At 62.5% G+C, this 21,081-nt stretch carries 19 protein-coding genes and 1 pseudogene; 9 read left to right on the top strand and 11 right to left on the bottom strand.

The annotated features are described in order from the left end of the window. Nucleotides 1–205: 205 nt before the first annotated feature. Nucleotides 206–619 carry a VOC family protein gene (locus AK36_RS13775; protein ID WP_011886447.1) on the top strand — a complete coding sequence of 138 codons (414 nt, stop codon included), beginning with the start codon at nucleotides 206–208 and terminating at the stop codon, nucleotides 617–619. 10 nt (nucleotides 620–629) lie between these two features. Here AK36_RS13775 and AK36_RS13770 read toward each other — a convergent pair whose 3' ends face one another. From AK36_RS13770 to speG, 3 genes are all read right to left on the bottom strand, one after another. After that, nucleotides 630–1,184, bottom strand: coding sequence for a YaeQ family protein (locus AK36_RS13770; protein WP_014723888.1), 555 nt, complete (start codon nucleotides 1,182–1,184; stop codon nucleotides 630–632). A gap of 177 nt (nucleotides 1,185–1,361) precedes the next feature. Further along, nucleotides 1,362–1,709: a surface attachment protein Sap1 gene (sap1, locus tag AK36_RS33820; RefSeq protein WP_011886449.1), complete on the bottom strand. Its 348-nt coding sequence runs from the start codon at nucleotides 1,707–1,709 to the stop codon at nucleotides 1,362–1,364. Nucleotides 1,710–2,207: 498 nt separating this feature from the next. After that, nucleotides 2,208–2,750 (bottom strand): spermidine N1-acetyltransferase, encoded by a 543-nt coding sequence (gene speG, locus AK36_RS13760; protein ID WP_011886450.1) that lies wholly within the window; start codon nucleotides 2,748–2,750, stop codon nucleotides 2,208–2,210. Nucleotides 2,751–2,901: 151 nt separating this feature from the next. Between speG and AK36_RS33970 the strand changes: the two genes are divergently transcribed. The 4 genes from AK36_RS33970 (at nucleotide 2,902) to AK36_RS34560 (ending at nucleotide 5,173) form a co-directional block, all read left to right on the top strand. Next, entirely contained in the window at nucleotides 2,902–3,072 is a 171-nt protein-coding gene (locus AK36_RS33970; RefSeq protein ID WP_006489933.1) for a hypothetical protein, read from the top strand. A gap of 109 nt (nucleotides 3,073–3,181) precedes the next feature. Further along, entirely contained in the window at nucleotides 3,182–3,430 is a 249-nt protein-coding gene (locus AK36_RS13750) for a DUF2795 domain-containing protein (protein ID WP_034192447.1), read from the top strand. A 113-nt stretch (nucleotides 3,431–3,543) separates the two neighbouring features. Beyond that, a complete protein-coding gene (locus AK36_RS13745; protein WP_045578674.1) occupies nucleotides 3,544–4,902 on the top strand; it encodes a sensor domain-containing diguanylate cyclase in 1,359 nt (452 codons plus the stop codon). A 148-nt stretch (nucleotides 4,903–5,050) separates the two neighbouring features. After that, nucleotides 5,051–5,173: a hypothetical protein gene (locus tag AK36_RS34560; protein ID WP_256976788.1), complete on the top strand. Its 123-nt coding sequence runs from the start codon at nucleotides 5,051–5,053 to the stop codon at nucleotides 5,171–5,173. Between the two features lie 92 nt (nucleotides 5,174–5,265). On the opposite strand, the gene mnmE is transcribed toward AK36_RS34560, so the two are convergent. Further along, nucleotides 5,266–6,660: a tRNA uridine-5-carboxymethylaminomethyl(34) synthesis GTPase MnmE gene (mnmE, locus tag AK36_RS13740; protein WP_014723892.1), complete on the bottom strand. Its 1,395-nt coding sequence runs from the start codon at nucleotides 6,658–6,660 to the stop codon at nucleotides 5,266–5,268. Nucleotides 6,661–6,996: 336 nt separating this feature from the next. Here mnmE and AK36_RS13735 point away from each other — a divergent pair, with 336 nt between their 5' ends. Continuing rightward, a complete protein-coding gene (locus AK36_RS13735; protein WP_011886455.1) occupies nucleotides 6,997–7,434 on the top strand; it encodes a transcriptional regulator in 438 nt (145 codons plus the stop codon). A 117-nt stretch (nucleotides 7,435–7,551) separates the two neighbouring features. On the opposite strand, the gene yidC is transcribed toward AK36_RS13735, so the two are convergent. The 4 genes from yidC to rpmH all read right to left on the bottom strand — a co-directional run bounded on the left by yidC (nucleotide 7,552) and on the right by rpmH (nucleotide 10,175). Then, nucleotides 7,552–9,213, bottom strand: a complete 1,662-nt coding sequence (gene yidC, locus AK36_RS13730) for a membrane protein insertase YidC (protein WP_045578673.1) — start codon at nucleotides 9,211–9,213, stop codon at nucleotides 7,552–7,554. An 8-nt stretch (nucleotides 9,214–9,221) separates the two neighbouring features. Next, the gene (gene yidD / locus AK36_RS13725; protein ID WP_011886457.1) at nucleotides 9,222–9,488 is read right to left on the bottom strand and encodes a membrane protein insertion efficiency factor YidD; all 267 of its coding nucleotides are present in this window, start codon (nucleotides 9,486–9,488) and stop codon (nucleotides 9,222–9,224) included. 75 nt (nucleotides 9,489–9,563) lie between these two features. Further along, nucleotides 9,564–10,025, bottom strand: coding sequence for a ribonuclease P protein component (rnpA, locus tag AK36_RS13720; protein WP_011886458.1), 462 nt, complete (start codon nucleotides 10,023–10,025; stop codon nucleotides 9,564–9,566). A gap of 15 nt (nucleotides 10,026–10,040) precedes the next feature. Beyond that, entirely contained in the window at nucleotides 10,041–10,175 is a 135-nt protein-coding gene (rpmH, locus tag AK36_RS13715; RefSeq protein ID WP_004198824.1) for a 50S ribosomal protein L34, read from the bottom strand. Nucleotides 10,176–10,596: 421 nt separating this feature from the next. On the opposite strand from rpmH, the gene dnaA reads away from it, so the two are divergent. From dnaA to gyrB, 3 genes are all read left to right on the top strand, one after another. After that, nucleotides 10,597–12,174 (top strand): chromosomal replication initiator protein DnaA, encoded by a 1,578-nt coding sequence (dnaA, locus tag AK36_RS13710; RefSeq protein ID WP_011882715.1) that lies wholly within the window; start codon nucleotides 10,597–10,599, stop codon nucleotides 12,172–12,174. A 168-nt stretch (nucleotides 12,175–12,342) separates the two neighbouring features. Further along, nucleotides 12,343–13,449 carry a DNA polymerase III subunit beta gene (gene dnaN, locus AK36_RS13705; protein ID WP_011882716.1) on the top strand — a complete coding sequence of 369 codons (1,107 nt, stop codon included), beginning with the start codon at nucleotides 12,343–12,345 and terminating at the stop codon, nucleotides 13,447–13,449. Between the two features lie 193 nt (nucleotides 13,450–13,642). Next, on the top strand, nucleotides 13,643–16,117 hold the full coding sequence (gyrB, locus tag AK36_RS13700) for a DNA topoisomerase (ATP-hydrolyzing) subunit B (RefSeq protein ID WP_011882717.1): 2,475 nt from the start codon (nucleotides 13,643–13,645) through the stop codon (nucleotides 16,115–16,117). A 397-nt stretch (nucleotides 16,118–16,514) separates the two neighbouring features. Here gyrB and AK36_RS34735 read toward each other — a convergent pair. From AK36_RS34735 to AK36_RS13690, 3 genes and pseudogenes are all read right to left on the bottom strand, one after another. Continuing rightward, nucleotides 16,515–16,694: pseudogene (locus AK36_RS34735) on the bottom strand (IS66 family transposase); the annotation flags it as partial. Beyond that, nucleotides 16,681–18,621, bottom strand: a complete 1,941-nt coding sequence (locus AK36_RS13695; protein ID WP_045578672.1) for a hypothetical protein — start codon at nucleotides 18,619–18,621, stop codon at nucleotides 16,681–16,683. The gene AK36_RS13695 and the pseudogene AK36_RS34735, both read right to left, overlap by 14 nt. Continuing rightward, nucleotides 18,618–21,071 carry a sensor histidine kinase gene (locus tag AK36_RS13690; RefSeq protein WP_080938675.1) on the bottom strand — a complete coding sequence of 818 codons (2,454 nt, stop codon included), beginning with the start codon at nucleotides 21,069–21,071 and terminating at the stop codon, nucleotides 18,618–18,620. Before AK36_RS13690 ends, AK36_RS13695 begins: the two co-directional genes overlap by 4 nt. Nucleotides 21,072–21,081 lie beyond the last annotated feature (10 nt).

Below are 21,081 nucleotides of genomic sequence, written 5' to 3'. Positions count from 1 at the left end.
TTTTTTGCACTCGGAATATTGCAACGCACCATGACCGTGTGTATAGTTGGAACTGTCTCCTCCATGTCTCCTCCTGATATGGATTAAGCCCGCTCCGCATTGCGTGAGCGGGCTTTTTTTCGTCCGGCGATCGGGCCGCGCGCCGGCAGCCGTCGTGGGCGCGGTCTACACTCGGTGCACGCCATTCGCGAAGGAGTGCCCGCTCATGAAACCGACCATCCGCGCGATCGATCACGTCGTGCTGCGCGTGGCCGACATGGCCGCCATGACGCGCTTTTACTGCGACGCCCTCGGCTGCCACGTGGAGAAGGAACAACCCGATCTCGGCCTCGTGCAGCTACGCGCCGGCGATGCCTTGATCGACCTGCTGTCGGTCGGCGGCCCGATCGACCGGCCCGACAGCGGCCCGCCCGGCACCGGCCGCAATCTCGACCATCTGTGCCTGCGCGTCGAGCCGTTCGACCCCGACGCGCTGATCGAGCATTTCGCCGCGCATGGCGCGCGCCCCGGCACGCCGGCCGAACGCTACGGCGCCGGCGGCTACGGGCCGTCGATCTATCTGTTCGATCCCGAAGGCAACATGCTCGAGTTCAAGGGGCCGCCTCCCGCCCACGGCTAGGCGTCGGCCGTCACGCGTCGCCGCGCGCCTTCAGCACCGTCCATTCGACGGCGATGGGATCGTGGTCGGCGCTCGAGATCCAGGCGGCGCCGTCCTGCACCGTGCACTGCAGGCGCATCGTGCGCTCCGCGAGGCGCCCGAGCGCTGCCGCGACACCGTCGTCGAGCGACAGCACCTGCACGTTGCGCAGCCGTTCGACCTTGCTGCGCACGCCTTGCCACCAGATGTCCGAGGTCTTGCCGCCATACGCGATCACCGTGACCTGGCCGGCGCGGCCCGCCGCCTTCGCGATGCGCCGCTCGTCCGGCTGGCCGGCCTCGATCCATACGTCGATCGCGCCCGTGAGGTCCTTCTGCCACAGGTCCGGTTCGTCGACGTCCGACAGCCCCTTGCAGAATTCGAGGCGCTCGTGCGCGAACAGCGCGAACGCGACGATGCGCACCATCATCCGCTCGTCGGTCTCCGACGGGTGACGGGCCACCGTCAACGCGTGATCGGCGTAGTAATGCCGATCCATGTCGGCGATTTGCAGTTCGGCTTTGTAGATCGTGGATTTCAGCGCCATGCGGATGCGGCCCGGGCGGGCATTCGGTTCGGTCGGGTCGTGATGATACCGAATGCGCGGCGTGCGTCGCCGGGCGGCAGCGTCACAGCACGACGGCCCGGCGGGAACCGGGCCGTAGTCGAGCCGCGCCGCCGACGCTGCGGCGCCGGCGTGCGGGTGCGAGAGGAACGCGTGCGGTTACTGCTTGACGAAGCGCGAGTCGGTCCAGAGGCCTTGCTGATCGCTGTTCTCGGCGCTGACGAACTGCACGTCGCCCTGGTCGACCGACACCACGCGGAAACGCTGGCCTTCGGGCACCGACAGGCAACGGTAGTCGTCGAAGTACTGCTGCTTCGCCTGCGACTGGCCGTCACGCTCGTGGCTCAGTACGGAGTCCAGATTGTCCTTCGACAGGCAACCCCATGCATTCTTCGTCAGCTGGATTTCCTGCGTCGGCTTGACGGCCGAATCGCCGCCGGCCTGAGCCACCGACACCGCGCAAAATGCGCCGACGACCGCAAAAAGAATACCGGTTCGCTTCATCATGTTCTGTCTCCATGCTTGCGGGCGCCAGCCTGGTTTAGCTATGTGTTTAAAGGTGATCGCACACCCGCGTTTTTCACTTTAGAAGACCGGAAAGCGATAGCAAGCACATTTGTTGTGCGATCGCAATAGCGGCGGATTGTCGCACCCGGCACACACCTGATTTTTGGCGGTCCGCGGCCGGGTGCCGGATTATCCGGTACGGCACGCGACGCCGCGGCGCCCCGCCTGCAGCGTTATCCAGCAACCCTTTCAGCTGAATTACGCCGTGCCGCCTGAACGGTTTGGATAATTCATTTCAGTCGCGCGACCTGATTGGTGCAACGCACATAAAGTCGCGGACAACGATATGAATTTACCGCATTGCCGCAGCACAAAATCCGCTAACAAGAAAAATGCCAGCTATAAGCGCGCGCGTATTTATCCGTATTTTCCCGCATGCGCAGACGGTCCATTGCCGGCCATCCGCCCCCGCGCATTTTCGCTTTTACCATAGGTTATTCAGTCGGCCGGCTGCCGTTCGAAATAGTCCCGCTGGAAGATGCACATCCGAAACGCGTTGTGATAAGACCCGTTTCCGAAAAATTCTTCCCTCAATTCCGCTTCGTGCTGGAATCCGCATTTCTCGTACACGTGAATCGCCGCCGCATTCGACGTATCGACGATCAGGTACAGCTTGCGCAGGTTCAGCACCTTGAATGCATATTCGATCGCAAGCCGCGTGGCCTGCCCCGCGTACCCGCGGCCCTGGCATTGCGGTGCGATGATGATCTGGAATTCGCCGCGGCGGTGGATGTAGTCGAGCTCGATCAGCTCGACGAGGCCGACCAGGTCGTCCCGCGCATCGACCGCGACGAAACGCCGTTCGCGCTGATCGTGCACGTGGCGATCGTACAGCTGCGACAGTTCGGAGAAGGTTTCGTACGGTTCCTCGAACCAGTAGCGCATGATCTTCGCGTCGTTGTTCAATTCGTGTACGAAGCGCAGATCCTGGCGCTCGAGCGGCCGTAGCGCGAGCGTGTGCTTGTCGTTCTGGAGTTGCATGTTGGTTTCCTTTTCGATGCCCGCGTACGCGCGAAACGCCGCTGAGACGCGACGTTCTAACGCCGCGTTCCGCACTGTAAGAAGTTGACCGCGGGTGAAGCTCAGAGCCTAGAATGGAAAGGACGGTTCCTGCCACCGCACGGAGGCTATCGTGATCGAGCAAGTCATACTCGGCATCTTCCTCGTACTGCCACTCGTGATCGTGGCCGCGCTGTTCTCCGATGAACTGTGGCAGGAACACCGGCGCCAGCATCCGCGCGACGAGAACGCGCCGCACATCGACTGGAAACATCCGTGGCGTCGCGTACGGCGCGGCCATTGAATCGCTCGCCGTGCGGTTTGCGTCCGGCTGCCGGTCGGCCGCAGCGATGCGGGCGCCGTTGCCGTGCCCTCATGACCACCCATTGCCGCTCAACCCACGAGACTCCGCTGTGAACGACAAACCTGTTCTGCCTTCCCACGATATCCCCGCCGAAGCGATCGACCTGCAGATCGCCGACGTGCTCGCGACCGTTCGCTACCCGGCGAACAAGGATGCGCTCGTCGACGCCGCGCGCGACGCCGGCGCGAGCAACGAAGTGCTGTCGATGCTGGATGGCCTCCCGGAACAGGACTACGCGAGCGTCGACGAAGTCACCCGTCTGGTCGCCGGCAACTACGGGCCGGGCCTGGGCGTTTGAGCGCGCACCAATAACGCGATAGGATCGGGGCCGCACCCGTCGCACCGCGGCCGGATGCATGGCCGCGCCCGGCATCGAGCCGGGCGTTCCGGCACGAGAGCGCAGGGGGCGCGATGGATGGCATCCTGATCCAGCATACGACGGGCCGTCAGCTGTGGTTCGGCGCACTGACGGCGCTCGTCATCGTGCTCGCGCTCGCGATCGCCGTGCCGCAGGCGAACGTCGCGCTGCCGGCCGTCGAGCCGTTCATGCCGATGTGCGCGCTCACCGTGTTCACCACCGCGAGCATCGCGGCGTTCTTCCTCGGCGCCCAATTCACCGTCACGCGCCAGCCCGTGCTCGGTGCGCTCGGCGGCGCTTACGCGTTCACCGCATTGGCCGTCGCGCTGCAGCTGCTCACCTTCCCCGGCGTGTTCGCGCCGCATGGCCTGCTCGGCGCGCGCCCGCAAAGCGCCGCGTGGATGTGGGTCTTCTGGCACACCGGCTTCCCGTGCTTCGTGATGGCCGCGCTGGTCGCGCGCGAGCGGTTCACGCGCGTGCCCGTCGGCGCGGCGCAGACGCGCCTGTGGGCGCTCGTCCTGGTCGGCGGACCGGCCGTCGCGGCGGCGCTGCTCGGTGTGCTCGCGCTGAACGTGGCGTTGCCGCCCGCGCTGCAACCGCCGGACGCCGCCGCATTGCTGCCCGTGAACGGCATCGGGCTCGCGGTGTGGATCGCCAATGCGCTCGCGCTGGTGACGGTGCTGGCGGCCGGCCGGTTGCGCACCACGCTCGACCTGTGGCTCGCGATCGCCATGCTCGCCTGCGTCACCGACACGACGCTGAATCTGCTGACGACTCATCGCTTCACGGTCGGCTGGTATCTCGCGCGCGTGTTCAGCATGTTCACGCCCGGCGTGCTGGTCTGCGTGCTCGCCTGGGAAGTGACGAAGCTGTATCAGCAGCTGTTCGAGGCCCACACGACGCTCGTGCGCTCATCGGCACGCGACGGGCTGACGGGCGCGTTCAACCGCAGTCACTTCAACGATCATTTTCATACGCTGTTTCTGCAGGCGCGGCGGCAGAGCGAGCCGTTGTCGCTGCTGATGGTCGACGTCGATCACTTCAAGGCATACAACGACGCGTTCGGTCACGTGAAGGGCGATGCGTGCCTGATCGCGGTCGCGCAGGCGCTGGCGGGCGCGGTGCGGCGGCCGGCCGACATCGTCGCGCGCTACGGCGGCGAAGAGTTCGCGATCGTGCTGCCGAACACCGGCGCGCGCGGGGCGCGCATCGTGGCCGACGAAGCACGCGAAGCCGTGCTGCGGCTCGACCTGCCGATGCCCTCGTCGCCGACGGGCCGCGTGAGCGTCAGCATCGGCTGCGCGACCGTGTCGGCCGATGAACTGTCGACACCCGATGCGTTGATCGAAGCCGCCGACGGCGCGCTGTACCGCGCGAAGGATGCGGGGCGCAACTGCGTGGTGATGGGGTGAAAACGTCGGAGGAATCGCAGTTGTTACGGTCAATGTGACCGGAATAATCCGCCGTTACCGATTGCGGTTCGGCGAAACGATCGCTTACAGCCGGTGCCGACCGCGCTCGCTATGCTCGATTCATCTCGAATCCGCGCAGGTGAGCACGATGAAGAAAACCCTTTTGCTGATTGCCGGTGTAGCCGTGCTGTTGAGCGGCTGCATCGTGGTGCCTGATGGTGGCGGGTATTACGGTGACGGGTATTACCATCACCATCGTCATTGGGATTGATTGCGTGAAGGTCCGGCCGCTTCGCGGCGGACCTGAGCGGCGCGGCGGGCCGAGGCCGGCGATTGGCTCGCAGCAGCCGGCCTCGGAACCGGTCACTTGCCGATACAAAACCTGCTGAAAATCACCCCCAGCAGATCGTCCGACGTAAATTCCCCCGTAATCGCATTGAGCTGCTCCTGCGCGAGCCGCAACTCCTCCGCGAACAAATCCAGCGACTGCGCGCGCTGCTCCGCGTGATCGGCCGCCTGCGCCAGATGTTCCTGCGCCGCGCGCAGCGCGATCAGATGCCGCTCGCGCGCCAGATAGACGCCTTCGGCGCCCGCCTGCCATCCGGCGATCCGCAGCAGTTCCGCGCGCAGCATGTCGATGCCGTCGCCGCGCTTGGCCGACAGATGCACTTCCGTCAGATCGCCTGCCGCCGCCGGATGCTCGACGCACGCGGGCACGCCGGTCAGGTCGGTCTTGTTCAACACGCGCACGACCGGCACGCCGTCCGGAAAACGCGCGGCGATCGTCTCGTCCTCCGGCGTCATCCCCGTACGCGAATCGAGCAGATGCAGCACGACGTCGGCGCGCTCGATCTCGCTCCACGTGCGCGCGATGCCGATCCGCTCGACTTCGTCTTCGGTCTCGCGCAAGCCGGCCGTATCGATGATGTGCAGCGGAATCCCCTCGACCTGAATCGTCTGCGCGACCTTGTCGCGCGTCGTGCCCGCGATCGGCGTGACGATCGCCAGCTCCGCGCCGGCGAGCGCGTTCAGCAGCGACGACTTGCCGACGTTCGGCTGCCCCGCGAGCACCACCGACAGGCCCTCGCGCAGCAGCGCGCCCTGCCGCGCGTCGCCGAGCACGTGCGCGAGCTGCTCGCGGATCTTCGCGAGCTTGCCGCGCGCATCGGCCGCCTCGAGGAAGTCGATTTCCTCTTCCGGGAAATCGAGCGTCGCCTCGACGAGCATCCGCAGCGTGATCACGTCTTCGACCAGCGCATGGATCTGCCGCGAGAACGCGCCGTCGAGCGAGCGGCCCGCCGAGCGCGCCGCCGCCTCGGTACTCGCTTCGATCAGATCGGCGACGGCCTCGGCCTGCGCGAGGTCCAGCTTGTCGTTCAGGAACGCGCGACGCGTGAATTCGCCCGGCTCCGCGAGCCGCAGCCCGAAGCCGCGGCCGGCATCGAGGCAACGCTGCAACAGCAGCTGCATCACGATCGGCCCGCCATGACCTTGCAGCTCGAGCACATGCTCGCCGGTGTACGAATGCGGCGCGGGGAAATACAGCGCGATCCCGCGGTCGAGCGGCGCGCCATGCGCGTCGACGAACGGCACGTAGCTCGCGTGGCGCGGCGCGAGCCGCTGCCCGCACAACGCGTCGCTCAACGCCTGCGCGGCCGCCTCGCCGCCGCGCCCGAACGACACGCGGACGACGCCGATGCCGCCCCGGCCGGCGGCAGTGGCAATGGCGACGATCGGATCGGAATCGGTAGCGAGCATGGGAGTCGGATGAATCTGGTGAGCGGACGGTGAATGCTGCGCCCGTACAACACTTTGGGCAGCAGGACGCCGGCATTGTAGCGTGCCGGCCCTCATGCCACCGCCCGTTGCGTGGGCCTCGAACTCGGCCGAATTTATCCCGCCAGGGATAAGTCGAGTACCAACACAGCCTGACCTAGCCTGCTTGTTTCGGACACGTCTGCCCACCAGAACGGGCGAACGCTCGGGTCCCCAATTCCATTGCGCATACGTCGACAGGATGGGATTCGTCTGAACAGGCTATGTTTAGCCCGTGCGGTTGTCTGATAAGCAACAGGGGAATTGCACAATCACCCCATGCCGACACCCGAAGAAAAAGCTGCGTTCTCGGAACGCCTGAAATTCGCCCTGCGGCGCAGCCCGGAGAAGGTCACTGGCGCGACGGAACTCGCCAACCGCTTCAATCTGCGCCACCGCGGCGAGCAGCCGGTTTCGCCGCAAACCGCGCACAAGTGGCTGACGGGCCGCACGATTCCCACGCCGGACAAACTCGAAACGCTGGCCAATTGGTTGCGCGTCGAACTGCATTGGCTGCACTACGGCCCGTCGCCGAGCCTGAACGAGCACGCGACGCCACAACCGCTACCGCGCGACGAGCGCTATCCGCCGACTGCAGAGACGATCGAACTCGCGTCGAAGATCGAGGCGCTGGCGCCGCATCAGCGCTACCTCGTTCAGGAACTGATCGAGCAGTTCTACGGCGGCGATGCGAAAGCCGACGCGAAAAAGGCCTGAACGTCAGCAGCCGAACCGGCAGCGGCCGCGCCCAAAACAAAAAACCGCATGGATCGCTCCATGCGGTTTTTTTACGTGCATCGCGAGCGGCCGGACCGCCCGCGCGTGCAACGGGCCTCAGGCCGGCTTCTTCTTTACGCCGCCGAGCTTGCGCGTGATGTAGTACTGCTGCGCGATCGACAGCACGTTGTTCACGACGTAGTACAGCACCAGGCCGGCCGGGAAGAAGAAGAACATCACCGAGAACGCGATCGGCATGAACTTCATCATCTTCGCCTGGACCGGGTCCGGCGGCGTCGGGTTCAGGCTCGTCTGCACGTACATCGACACGGCCATCAGCACCGGCAGGATGAAGAACGGATCGCGCTGCGACAGGTCGTGAATCCACAGAATCCACGGCGCGCCGCGCATTTCGACCGACGCGAGCAGCACCCAGTACAGCGAGATGAACACCGGGATCTGGATCACGACCGGCAGGCAGCCGCCGAACGGATTCACCTTCTCGGTCTTGTACAGCTCCATCAGCGCGGCGTTCATCTTCTGCGGATCGCTCTTGAAGCGTTCGCGCAGCGCCTGCATGCGCGGCGTGATTTCCTTCATGCGCGCCATCGACTTGTAGCTCGCGGCCGACAGCGGGAAGAACACGGCCTTGATCAGGATCGTCAGCAGCACGATCGCCCAGCCCCAGTTGCCGACCACGCCGTGGATCTTCTCGAGCAGCCAGAACAGCGGCTTCGCGATGATCGTCACCCAGCCGTAGTCCTTCACCAGCTCCAGGCCCGGCGCGATGCCTTCGAGCATGCGCTCTTCTTCCGGACCGGCGAACAGGCGCGCCTGCACGTCGGCCGACCGGCCCGGCGCGATCGCGGCCACCGGCTGCTTCACGCCGACGCGATACAGCGACGGGTCGATTTTCTCAGCGTAGATGTCGCGCTTCACGCCCTGCTGCGGAATCCATGCCGAGGCGAAGTAGTGCTGCACCATCGCGACCCAGCCGTTGTCGGCGGAGTTCACGTAGTCGGCCTTGTTCTTGTCGAGGTCGCTGAAGTTGATCTTCTGGAAGTGCTTCGCGTCCGTGTAGACCGCCGGCCCGAGGAACGTATGCGAGAACATCGGCGTTTCGACCGCCGTGTTGTCGCGCACCAGCTCCATGTAGACCGTCGGCGTGACCGGCGCGGTGCCGACGTTGTCGATCTTGGTGTCGACGCCGATCACGTAGCTGCCGCGCGTGAACGTGTAGGTCTTCACGACCTTCACGCCGCCCTTCACCGGCGACTCGAACGACAGCTTCAGCGTGTTCTGGTCGCCCGTCAGCGACGTCGCGCCCGGATTCAGCTGCGTGTAGACGTCGTTGTGGTTCGGGAAGTCGCCGCCGAGCAGGCCCGTGCGCGCCAGATACGTGTGGCCGGCCGTGTGATCGAACAGCGTGATGTACAGGTCCGGCTGCTTGCCGTCGCCCTGCTTCTTCAGCGTGAGCTTCGCGAGCGTGCCGCCGCGCGTGTCGATTTCGCCGTCGTACACGTCGGTCGAGAACTTCACGAGCTGCGCCTGCGCGGCCGGTGCCGTCGTCGCCGGCGCGGCGCCGGCTGCGGCGGCGGGCGCTTCACCTGCGGTCGTCGTCGCGCCCGTGCCCGATGCGCCGCTCGCGGCCGCGGGGGCCGTCTGCGTGGCGCTCGGGAAGAACATCGACGGGCGTCCATGGTCGCGCTGCCAGTTGTCGTACAGCATGACAGCTGACATGAAGAAGATCACCCATAGGACGGTGCGTTTGATATCCATGCGTTGTCTCAGAGTCGATGGGACCGCGCGTCGGCTTCGCCGCGAGCGCGAATGTCGGAGTTGGGCGGCGGGACGAGGTCGATGCCGCCCGCGGAAAACGGATGGCATCGGCACACGCGCCTGACGGCGAGATACGTGCCGCGCGCGGCGCCATGATACTGGATTGCCTCGCGCGCGTAATCCGAACAGGAAGGATAAAAACGGCAGCGGTCGCCGAGCATCGGGCTCACGGCAACCTTGTAGAAGCGCAGCAACGCGATCAATACCGTTTTCATACCTTGGGCGGCGCCGTGAGACGCCGCGTCAAAACCGGCCGGGCGGGCGCGCACGCCGCACCACGGACGGATGCGTCACTCGGACGCGGGCTTCGACGCCCGGCGCGCGATCTCCCGGGCCGCCCTGTCGAGCAGCTCGCGGATTTCGGCCGCGCACATCGCCGCGAGCGGGGCGGACGCCGCGCTCGGCAGCGCTTTCTTGTCGAAGCGCGTGTGCTGCCGCAGCAGCAGGTCGTAGCCGGCGAATTCGGCCCGGCGCAGGCGAAACGCGTCGCGCGCCAGCCGCTTCACGAGGTTGCGGGTCACTGCACGCGGCGCATACTTCTTGCCGATGACGAGCCCCAGACGGGCGGGCTGGCCGGTCGGCTTGCCGTAGATCACGAAGTGCGCGGAGCGCCGCCAGGGGCGCAAACGAAAAACGGATGAAAATTCATCCGTTTTCAGAAGTCGCGCAGCTTTCGGGAAGGCGGCTTTCGTCTGCGACGGATTCGCACCCGGCTCGACGGCACCTTCCGCGGCACTGCGGACGGCGGACACAGCGCGCAACCTGCCTTAGATGGCGAGGCGCTTGCGGCCCTTCGCGCGGCGAGCGTTGATGACCTTGCGGCCGCCTGCAGTCTTCATGCGGACACGGAAGCCATGGGTGCGCTTGCGGCGCGTCACGGACGGTTGGTAAGTACGTTTCATGATGTTCTCACTTGTTCGAGAATGTCGAAATTCAGGGGACCGCGTGCCCTTAACCGTAGGCATTCGGGCGAACGCAATCGCCGGGAATACAGGATTGGTTTTCGCGGAACCCGTTATTTAAACCGTTTTTCTCTTGACGGTCAATACTTTACGAGTCGTCCGCCTGTGCCGGCCCGTTCCGATCCGGCCCCACACCCCACAGCCGCAGCCTGTGGATAAGTCCCGCTGTGGCTGCGTTTGGCGTTAGAATCTCGCCTTATCTCCAAGAATCCCGCACGCCGCTTCGGTGTTCGCCTGCCCGTCCGCCACTGTGACGCAGGCGCCCGACGCACGCTCGCACGACCGCTTCGGGCCTTGTCACGCGACCGCGACAAGGGCGCCGGCGAGCTGCCCTGTGCACGCAAAAAACGACAGCTACTTGATGAACGATTTCTGGCAACACTGTTCCGCACTGCTGGAGCGCGAGCTGACGCCCCAGCAGTACGTGACGTGGATCAAACCCTTGGCCCCGGTGGCCTTCGATGCGTCGGCGAACACGCTGTCCATCGCCGCGCCGAACCGCTTCAAGCTGGACTGGGTCAAGAGCCAGTTTTCGGGCCGCATCGCCGATCTGGCCCGTGAATTCTGGAATACGCCGATCGAAGTCCAGTTCGTCCTCGATCCGAAGGCCGGCATGCGCGGCGCGCCCGCGGGCGTCGCTCCGGCCGCGCCGCGCATGCCGCTCACGCCGAACGGCCCCGCCGCGGCGGTCGCCGCGATTGCCGCAAACCTGACCGCACATGCATCGGCCGCGCCGAGCGCGCCGGCCGACGTGCCGCTGACGCCGTCGGCGGCCGCCGCACACCACCTGCACGGCGACGACGCCGACATCGACCTGCCGAGCCTGCCCGCGCACGAAGCGGCGGCCGGCCGCCGCACTTGGCGCCCGGGCCCCGGCGCCGCGCCGGCAAACGGCGCCGAAGCCGATTCGATGTACGAGCGCTCGAAGCTGAACCCGGTGCTCACGTTCGACAACTTCGTGACCGGTAAGGCGAACCAGCTCGCGCGCGCCGCCGCGATCCAGGTCGCGCACAACCCGGGAATCTCGTACAACCCGCTGTTCCTGTACGGCGGCGTCGGCCTCGGCAAGACCCATCTGATCCATGCGATCGGCAACCAGCTGCTGCTCGACAAGGCCGGCGCGCGGATCCGCTACATCCACGCCGAGCAATACGTGTCCGACGTCGTGAAGGCGTATCAGCGCAAGGCGTTCGACGACTTCAAGCGCTACTACCACTCGCTCGACCTGCTGCTGATCGACGATATCCAGTTCTTCTCCGGCAAGTCGCGCACGCAGGAGGAATTCTTCTACGCGTTCGAGGCGCTGGTCGCGAACAAGGCGCAGGTGATCATCACCAGCGACACGTATCCGAAGGAGATCTCGGGCATCGACGATCGCCTGATCTCGCGCTTCGACTCGGGCCTCACCGTCGCGATCGAGCCGCCCGAGCTGGAAATGCGCGTCGCGATCCTGATGCGCAAGGCGCAGTCCGAGGGCGTGAACCTGTCGGAGGACGTCGCGTTCTTCGTGGCGAAGCATCTGCGCTCGAACGTGCGCGAGCTCGAAGGCGCGTTGCGCAAGATCCTCGCGTATTCGAAGTTCCACGGCCGCGAGATCTCGATCGAGCTGACCAAGGAAGCGCTGAAGGACCTGCTGACCGTGCAGAACCGGCAGATTTCGGTGGAGAACATCCAGAAGACCGTCGCCGACTTCTACAACATCAAGGTCGCCGACATGTATTCGAAGAAGCGTCCCGCGAACATCGCGCGGCCGCGGCAGATCGCGATGTACCTGGCGAAGGAGCTGACGCAGAAGAGCCTGCCCGAGATCGGCGAGCTGTTCGGCGGGCGCGATCACACCACCGTGCTGCACGCGGTGCGCAAGATCGCCGACGAGCGCGGCAAGGACGCGCAGCTGAACCACGAGCTGCACGTGCTGGAGCAGACGCTGAAGGGCTGAGCGCCGCGCGCACTTGATAATTCGGCCTCCGCCCCAATTTAATTGGGGCGGTTCGGTTTTGAGGCACAATACAGGTTTGACCGCCCCGGCGGCGGCGGGCCAAGAGCCCGGCTGGCGGGGCGCTGCGAGGCTGCTGCGCTGCAGGCCGTTACTCAACGAAGGAACTCTATGCAACTGGTCAAGACCGAACGAGACACCCTCCTCAGGCCGCTGCAAACGGTCAGCGGCATCGTCGAACGCCGCCATACGTTGCCGATCCTCGCCAACCTGCTGATCACCAAGAACGGCCCGGACGTTTCTTTCCTGTCGACCGACCTGGAGCTGCAGATCACCACGCGCGCCGATTTCGGCGTCGGCGGCGACCAGGTGGCGACCACGGTCGCGGCCCGCAAGCTGCTGGACATCCTGCGCGCGATGCCTGACGGCCAGGTCACGCTGTCGCTCGCCGACAAGCGGCTGACCGTCCAGTCCGGCAAGAGCCGCTTCGCGCTGCAGACGCTCGCCGCGGACGAGTTCCCGACCGTTGCGCAGGCCAAGGATTTCGCCGCGAGCCTGAGCGTCCCGCAGAAGTCGTTCCGCCAGCTGCTCGGCATGGTGCACTTCGCGATGGCGCAGCAGGACATCCGCTACTACCTGAACGGCATGCTGCTCGTCGTCGACGGCGACCAGCTGATGGCCGTGGCCACCGACGGCCACCGCCTCGCGTTCTCGTCGATGAAGATCGAAGGCGGCACGTTCGGCCGCCAGGAAGTGATCGTGCCGCGCAAGACGATTCTCGAGCTGCAGCGCCTGCTCGAGGACATCGACGACACCGTCACCATCGACATCGCGCAGACGCAGGCGAAGTTCACGTTCGGCGGCGTCGAGCTCGTGTCGAAGCTGGTCGAGGGCAAGTTCCCCGACTTCCAGCGCGTGATCCCGAAGGCGCACAAGAACACGTTCGAGATCGGCCGTGAAGAGCTGCAGCGTTCGCTGCAACGCGCGGCGATCCTGACCTCGGACAAGTTCAAGGGCGTGCGCTGCATCATCGCGCCGGGCCAGTTGAAGATCATGTCGACCAACGCCGATCAGGAAGAGGCGCAGGAAGAACTCGAAATCGCGTACCAGGGCGACACCGTCGACATCGGCTTCAACGTCACGTATCTGCTCGACGTGCTCGCGAACCTGAAGGTCGACACCGTGCAGGTGAGCCTCGGCGACGCCAGCTCGAGCGCGCTGATCACCGTGCCCGAGAACGACGAATTCAAGTATGTCGTGATGCCGATGCGCATCTGACGCGCTCGACATCGCGATACACACCAGGGGGCGGCAAGCCCCTTTGGCGTTTTTATGGCGAACCGACAACCCGTCCCTTTGGCGTCTTTTGGGCGCCGGGGGCGAGCCAGGAAACTGGAGCGGCCGGCGATTTCTCCTCGCTGAAACGCACCGCGCCGCCACGAGAGTGGCCTCGCAGAACCGGAAGATATCCATGAGTGAACAGCACAATACGCAACCCGATAACAGCAGCTACGGCGCCTCGTCGATCCAGATCCTCGAAGGTCTGGAAGCGGTGCGCAAGCGCCCCGGGATGTACATCGGCGACACGTCGGACGGCACCGGTCTGCACCACCTCGTGTTCGAGGTGCTCGACAACTCGATCGACGAAGCGCTGGCCGGGTACTGCAACGACATCCACGTGACGATTCACGCCGACAACTCGATTTCCGTGACCGACAACGGCCGCGGGATTCCGACCGACGTGAAGATGAACGACAAGCACGAGCCGAAGCGCAGCGCCGCCGAGATCGTGATGACCGAGCTGCATGCGGGCGGCAAGTTCGACCAGAACAGCTACAAGGTGTCGGGCGGGCTGCACGGCGTGGGCGTGTCGTGCGTGAACGCCCTGTCGAGCTGGTTGCGGCTCACCGTGCGCCGCAACGGCAAGAAGCACTTCATGGAGTTCCATCGCGGCATCGCACAGGATCGTGTGCTCGAGCAGGTCGATGGCGTCGAAGTGTCGCCGATGCTCGTCACCGGCGACACCGAGAACCGCGGCACCGAAGTGCATTTCATGGCCGATCCGACGATCTTCGGGACCGTCGAGTATCACTACGACATCCTCGCGAAGCGGATGCGCGAGCTCTCGTTCCTGAACAACGGCGTGCGGATTCGTCTTACCGACCTGCGTTCGGGCAAGGAAGACGATTTCGCGTTCGCCGGCGGTGTGAAGGGCTTCGTCGAGTACATCAACAAGACGAAGACCAACCTGCACCCGACCGTGTTCTTCGCCAACGGCGAGAAGGACGGCGTGGGCGTCGAAGTCGCGATGCAGTGGAACGACAGCTACAACGAAAACGTGCTGTGCTTCACGAACAACATTCCGCAGCGCGACGGCGGCACGCACTTGACCGGCCTGCGCGCGGCGATGACGCGCGTCATCAACAAGTACATCACCGACAACGAAATCGCGAAGAAGGCGAAGGTCGAGACGACCGGCGACGACATGCGCGAAGGGCTGTCGTGCGTGCTGTCCGTGAAGGTGCCGGAGCCGAAGTTCAGCTCGCAGACCAAGGACAAGCTGGTTTCGTCCGAAGTGCGGGCGCCGGTCGAGGAAGTCGTCGCGAAGGCGCTCGAAGAATTCCTGCTCGAAACGCCGACCGACGCGAAGATCATCTGCGGGAAGATCGTCGAAGCTGCGCGGGCGCGGGATGCTGCCCGGAAGGCGCGCGAGATGACGCGCCGCAAGGGCGTGCTCGACGGCGTCGGCCTGCCGGGCAAGCTCGCGGACTGCCAGGAGAAGGATCCGGCGAAGTGCGAAATCTACATCGTCGAGGGTGACTCGGCAGGCGGCTCGGCCAAGCAAGGCCGTGATCGCAAGTTCCAGGCGATTCTGCCGCTGCGCGGTAAGGTGCTCAACGTCGAGAAGGCGCGCTACGACAAGCTGCTGTCGTCGGAACAGATCGTCACGCTCGTGACCGCGCTCGGGTGCGGCATCGGCAAGGACGATTACAACCTCGACAAGCTCCGCTATCACCGCATCATCATCATGACCGACGCGGACGTCGACGGTGCGCACATCCGGACGCTGCTGCTCACGTTCTTCTATCGGCAGATGCCGGAGATGGTCGAGCGCGGGTACGTGTATATCGCGCAGCCGCCGCTTTACAAGATCAAGGCCGGCAAGGACGAGCGGTATCTGAAGGACGACGCGGAACTCAACGCGCATATGCTGCGGTTGGCGCTGCAAGGGTCGGAGTTGGTGCCTAGCGAGAACGGCGCGGCGATTTCAGGCGATGCGCTCGGCGAGCTGGCGCGGTCGTATCTGCTGTCGCAGAGCGTCATCGGGCGGTTGAGCCGGTTGTATGACCCGGCCGCGCTCGAGGCGATCATGGACGGGGTTTCCATCGATCTTTCCAGCGAGGAATCGACGGAGGCTTCGGCCAAGGCTCTGCATGCGGCGCTGCATGACGAGACGCTGAAGAATGAAGTGCGCGTGGTGCCTTCGTATGATCCGGTGCGGGAGCTGCGGTCGCTGCGCGTTGAGCGGGCGCATCACGGGAACGTGCGCGTTTCCGTCATCGATGAAGAGTTCCAGCATACGGCGGATTATCAGCAGCTGGTGACTACTGCCAAGACGTTCGAAGGGCTCATTCAGGCCGGTGCGGTGATCAAGCGCGGTGAGCGCAGCATGGCCGTGACCGACTTCAAGAGCGCGATGAAGTGGCTGCTGGCCGATGCTGAGCGGAATGTGTCGAAGCAACGCTATAAGGGGTTGGGGGAGATGAACCCCGAGCAGCTGTGGGAAACCACCATGGATCCGACCGTGCGGCGTCTGCTGCGCGTGCAGATCGAAGACGCGATCGCGGCGGATGGGATCTTTACTACCCTCATGGGGGATGAGGTCGAGCCGCGTCGGGCGTTTATCGAGTCGAATGCGTTGCGGGCGGGGAATATTGATGTTTAACTCATAGTGTAGCCGTAGGGCGCCAGAGTATGTGCGACTGGCGCCAAAGTTTTGCGACCGCGTGACGAATTTATTGCGACTGCCCTACACGTTGTCGGCACATCGGCGCGGCTCGCCATGCGGACTCTTAATCCGCAGGTCGAGTATTCGCGTCACCACGCCCACCAAGGAATTCAAGCACTTAGCCCAGCCTATACACTGCTGGGCTTTTTACTTTCTGAATTCCCCGCAGGTACCGTGGAGGATTTATGGGGACACATCGACCAATATCGACCCATGTCCTTGGCCAGCGCGCAACCCGCGCCCGACGACTTCACGTAGAGTTGCCCGAAGTCGATCATCTTTGGGCACATACTGCGAGACGAGCCAGGCGTTTCCGCTGCGGGAAGGTGATCACGCGCGTCAAATTGATAGGCGGCTCTACACCGCCGTGCCAACATGCACCACGCTGGCTGTCAGCATGCCGCACGACAGGTCGCCACCGAAACGGTGCAGTAATGCAGCGGTGCGATACAGCGGCAGCGCATCGGCGAACGAACTCACCCCCCAACGCAAGTGACGATTCAGTGAGTGGTCCGCTCCCGAAATTCTTGGAGAAGAACCACTAGCTTCTTGCCCATACCAAGAATCTCGTTTACCCCCTTTTCAGTAAATGAGGTATAGACATCCTTGGGCTGGGGCGAATTCGGCGAGTTGGCATGCCAGACATCAACCCCATCGGCTATCAGCTTATCGTGCCGCTTGTACTCCATATCTACGTAACCGTGGTCACTAACGTGCTGCACCACGGTCTGCTTGATTCCGGCAAGCTGGTTATCGGTGATCTGCGCTGCACCGAGCGTCTCGCGAATCAGACTAGCAAAATTCTCAGTAAAGCTGAGTTTTGAGGAGCGTGGCCTCCGGCTATCAAACCGTCCGTCGAAGACGATAATCGAGGCCCAAGGTTTGCCAAGTGCATCGATGCTAGTCTCCTGCCCGTTCTCTGCGCGCAAAAATAGCTTCGCGTGATACTGGACGGTAGCCGGAGGGGACACGGGCAACCCCACCCGTCCGACGTTCTGGGTCATCTTTTCCTGCAAAGCCAAGGCCGGCAGTCGCGACAGCCGCCCCAGCCGATGGAAACCCGTCCGCGATTTCAGATGCGCAAATGGAACCACGTCTGGATCTGTTACCTGCCAATTCACTTGATAGACGTTGCGTTCACCGTTAATCAACAATGGGAGCAGACTCGCACTTGGGATATTGGCCGACAAAACCGTCGTCAGGTCATTCACGGCTTTCACATCGTTCGCCCGGACGACGATGACGCGCTCCTTCGAGCCATGACGCAAGTCACAACTCTGATCCAGCACGATCAGAAACTTCTCGTATGCGGGCTTACCGTCTTTTTCTTCCGCAAAGACATCTCCCAATGACACCGCAACTTGTAGGGACTCCGGAACCTGATCGGATAGTTCCTGCTGGAAGGAGGCACGCAGATACATATCCGATAACCGGGACGTGGGAGGAATGGCACCGGGCGGTCGAAGGCTTTCGACAGTGGCGGGAAAGTTGACACTAGCCTCTTTCAGCTTCGGATCACCCAGCAACAGGTGGTATTGGTACGCCGCGGTGAGCCACGAAAGATAATCGCACATCGGTTCCCGCTCAGCGACTAAGGCTGCATGATGCAGCAACGCCAGTTCCGAGGGTTCCACCTTGAGCAGCGACTCTCGAACAATATCGGCTGACCGACGTGCAGCTAGCCAATACTGGTCCAGCACCATCACAAAGCCCAGTGCTGTTTTTCGCCGCGGCAGAACATCTTCCAGCGCTGTTTGCACATTTCGTGCGATGTTCTCATCCTTGTCGACAAATCGGAAAAAATCCCCACGCAAACCTGTTCGATTCTTGAACTCCACCGACAAGCGCTCCGCCTCTTTTCGCGAAGACATCAGCACGATGGTCGGGTAACTTTCCAGAGTCCCCATCTCAGCTTGCCGAAGCAGGGCCTCCTGCAGCCTCGATGCTCTCGCATAAGCATTTTCCGGACCATTTTCGCCTTCGAGGTAAAAATCCAAGAAGATTATCTTGTACAGCAAAAGCTCGGGGTTTTCGAAATCAATGGAGTCGAACTCGTGCCGCGCGATGCCCAGTGAGTCAATGTAATCCTGTAAAGGTATCAACGTACCAAGCATCGGGCCCTTGGTTTCCAAGAAGCTTTTGAAAAGGCCATCGTTAAGCCACGCCCACTCGGTCTCAGTGTGGACGCCCCAAAGAGACGTAAGAACTTCCTCGTTGTCGATCAGGATCTGTAGCGTATCAGTTCGCCCCGGATCGAACTGATCAGGCAACGCGACCAACTTTCCGAGCAAATCAACGCGGGTGACATCATCGCGCAACGATTCGCTGAATAGCGTAATGCTTTCCGGAGAAATCAGCTTTGGCGTTGGCGCACCAAAAGCATCGTCGACAACGAGCACCTGCGCCACTTCATTTTCTTTGAGTAATGTTGCAACAGTCATTTTGCTTCCCCGAACCCCACGGTAAATCCGTGATGTCGTCTGTCACTGCCCGGCTCAAGCAGCTCGATCGTCAGGCCATTATAGTCGGCCAATTTGCGGGCAATGAACAAGCCGAGCCCCCGCCCCTCTCCAGGCGGCTTGGTCGATACAAATGCATCAAAAACTTCTTCGCCGCGTTCGGCGGAAATACCCGGACCATTGTCTATCACTTCGACCTGTCGGTTCCGAGTATCTACGACGATGCTTATCTTCGGCTCGAACACGCGCAGCATCATTTCCTGCTTGAGCCAATAGACTGAATTTGCAATGAAATTCTCGAATATCTGGATCAGTTGCCCTCTTACCACATTGATGGTCAGTGGTTCTCTAGCGCCCCGAAAGGTAATTTCCGCTTTGACTCCATGCCGCTCGAATTGGGCCTGATGAGCCTCCACGATTTCCTCAAGCACTCTCGTCAAATCGACCGGCTCCTTGCGTTGACGACCAGGTGTCGAGAGCGGATCCAAGATCCGGATGCGCTTGTCGAGGCTTTTCAACTGCTCCCTAAGTGTGCGCATCTGCGCCCGCTCTGGCCCAGTTCCCTTATATTCACCCAGTGTCTTGAGCGCGTTCGTACTGATACGGCCCAGCTCATGGAACACGAATTCCGTCATCAACCCAACGCCAGCGAGATGAACATATTGGTCCATCTCGTTTTCGTAGTTCTTCACGGCGAGCTTGGCACGCTCCCACGCCAGCGCTATGTCCTGCATGCGATCTAGGAGCCCGTTTACAACTGCGACATCCTCTTTCGCAACACGGGTCCGCAGACGCTTCGCCTTTTCAACTGCATCACGTTGCGCCTCATCAAATCGCTTATCCAACCGAGGAAACTCTTTCACAGCTGACTCGGTAACGTCAGCCTCGCAACTATCGAGAAATGTCTTGAATTCGGTAAGCAGAGTATGCCGCAACAGATGAATTAATGCGCTCTTCTCGTCGCTGTCGCGTAACCCTTCTCGATTGGTCTGGTCCTGCAGAAACGGATTTTTCGCTGTACTGATGCGCACGGCGCCGACAAGCTGCTTGCGATTCATCTTGTAGCCTGAGCTGCCTAACGCAAGGCCATCAAGATCGAGCCAGTCATCACGTACTTCGGCATAGGGGTACACGCGAAATCCATCCCGGTAGAGCAGCAAGCCGCCGCCCCAAGATGACAGCCAAGAAAGCAACTCCGGCAGATCGGGCGTCTTGTCATTGCGGAGTCGTTGCCTGTTGTACCAGTACGCCTCCATCTCGAACGGACCGAGATCCATCACGCCTTGCCGGACATTCGCACTTAGCAAGAGCTGCGTATTGGCCTTCACTTTCTTTCGACCAGGTTTGACGGCTAACGCACTGTACAAATGAGCACCCCGAAGCTCAAACCGTTTGGATCGTCCATAGAGCTTATATTCGACCGTACCCGTCAGCACGGGCTCCAGTTCTACTTGGCCATCGTCGTCCAGCACCACGTCACCATCGAACTCGACTGGCCGATAAGACAGCGACGCTTTACATACGGCGTGAGCAAAAGTCAGCTTGGACAGCTGGAACGCCGGCGTGACCACCCGCTGGTCATTGAACCACAAACGGATATCTGGTCGCGGCATATCTACCCGGAACGGATCCACCAGCTTGGCAAAGTCTGTCTGCACAAGACCGACGAGCTTCGCATAGTCCCAGTCACTCGACAGTCCGCGGATAGTAATCGATGTCCCTCTGACCGACTGATCCCGCTTGCGATCACCAACCTCCGGATCAACATGAAAATCCTCTATATCCAAATCGGGATTTCTGCGGAGAATGGACCAGTCGATGTTGAGAGCACTCCAGTTCGTGCTGCCTGACTGCGTGCTCCGTACCGCCAATAAGTCGCCTAACCGCATGGCCGACAGTCGGCCAATACCCTTCTCGCCAAGAACAGTCGTCGCCGGGTTAGTTGCCGAAGGTGCCTGCTGCTTTTCGAAAAGACGGTTTGGCGTACCAATAGTCAGGTAAACAGAAGAAAGATCCTCAAACGACATGCCCGAGCCGTTGTCGAGGATCTGGATTGAATTGCTCTGTGCATAAACAGCATCCAAGCGACCAGTCCAATCATCCTCCGTTTCTTTCTCCATCTCATCAAGAAACTGCTGCTTCAATTCATCGGACGCGGAATCCTCGAATGAGCCGACAAGAATATCCCGCACCTCATCGAAAGTGTGTCTCGTGACGCTCCCTTTTTTTATAGAGCGATTCTGACGTTGAGACAGTTGGCTACGCACCCGCAGGAATTCCGTTCGCCCAAGCACGACGGTGACACGAACCTCCACTCTGGCGGCCTTAGCGTCCAAAGAGTTCTTGACGAGTTCGTAAAGTGCAATCGGGTCCGAACTGATGAGCTCTGCGCCCAATTCCAGGAGCACCCGCGCCTTAAATCTGATAGCCATCTGTTTTAGC

Source organism: Burkholderia vietnamiensis LMG 10929, from assembly GCF_000959445.1.
GTDB lineage: Bacteria > Pseudomonadota > Gammaproteobacteria > Burkholderiales > Burkholderiaceae > Burkholderia > Burkholderia vietnamiensis.
Note: the sequence above shows the minus strand (reverse complement) of the source record. Positions and strands in the feature narration are given on the sequence as shown.

Bases quoted from the DNA above. Each gene is read 5' to 3' on its own strand.
- AK36_RS13775 (WP_011886447.1), top strand. From the start codon at position 206: ATGAAACCGACCATCCGCGCGATCGATCACGTCGTGCTGCGCGTGGCC.
- AK36_RS13770 (WP_014723888.1), bottom strand. From the start codon at position 1,184: ATGGCGCTGAAATCCACGATCTACAAAGCCGAACTGCAAATCGCCGAC.
- sap1 (WP_011886449.1), bottom strand. From the start codon at position 1,709: ATGATGAAGCGAACCGGTATTCTTTTTGCGGTCGTCGGCGCATTTTGC.
- speG (WP_011886450.1), bottom strand. From the start codon at position 2,750: ATGCAACTCCAGAACGACAAGCACACGCTCGCGCTACGGCCGCTCGAG.
- AK36_RS13745 (WP_045578674.1), top strand. From the start codon at position 3,544: ATGGATGGCATCCTGATCCAGCATACGACGGGCCGTCAGCTGTGGTTC.
- AK36_RS34560 (WP_256976788.1), top strand. From the start codon at position 5,051: ATGAAGAAAACCCTTTTGCTGATTGCCGGTGTAGCCGTGCTGTTGAGC.
- mnmE (WP_014723892.1), bottom strand. From the start codon at position 6,660: ATGCTCGCTACCGATTCCGATCCGATCGTCGCCATTGCCACTGCCGCC.
- AK36_RS13735 (WP_011886455.1), top strand. From the start codon at position 6,997: ATGCCGACACCCGAAGAAAAAGCTGCGTTCTCGGAACGCCTGAAATTC.
- yidC (WP_045578673.1), bottom strand. From the start codon at position 9,213: ATGGATATCAAACGCACCGTCCTATGGGTGATCTTCTTCATGTCAGCT.
- yidD (WP_011886457.1), bottom strand. From the start codon at position 9,488: ATGAAAACGGTATTGATCGCGTTGCTGCGCTTCTACAAGGTTGCCGTG.
- rpmH (WP_004198824.1), bottom strand. From the start codon at position 10,175: ATGAAACGTACTTACCAACCGTCCGTGACGCGCCGCAAGCGCACCCAT.
- dnaA (WP_011882715.1), top strand. From the start codon at position 10,597: ATGAACGATTTCTGGCAACACTGTTCCGCACTGCTGGAGCGCGAGCTG.
- dnaN (WP_011882716.1), top strand. From the start codon at position 12,343: ATGCAACTGGTCAAGACCGAACGAGACACCCTCCTCAGGCCGCTGCAA.
- gyrB (WP_011882717.1), top strand. From the start codon at position 13,643: ATGAGTGAACAGCACAATACGCAACCCGATAACAGCAGCTACGGCGCC.
- AK36_RS13695 (WP_045578672.1), bottom strand. From the start codon at position 18,621: ATGACTGTTGCAACATTACTCAAAGAAAATGAAGTGGCGCAGGTGCTC.
- AK36_RS13690 (WP_080938675.1), bottom strand. From the start codon at position 21,071: ATGGCTATCAGATTTAAGGCGCGGGTGCTCCTGGAATTGGGCGCAGAG.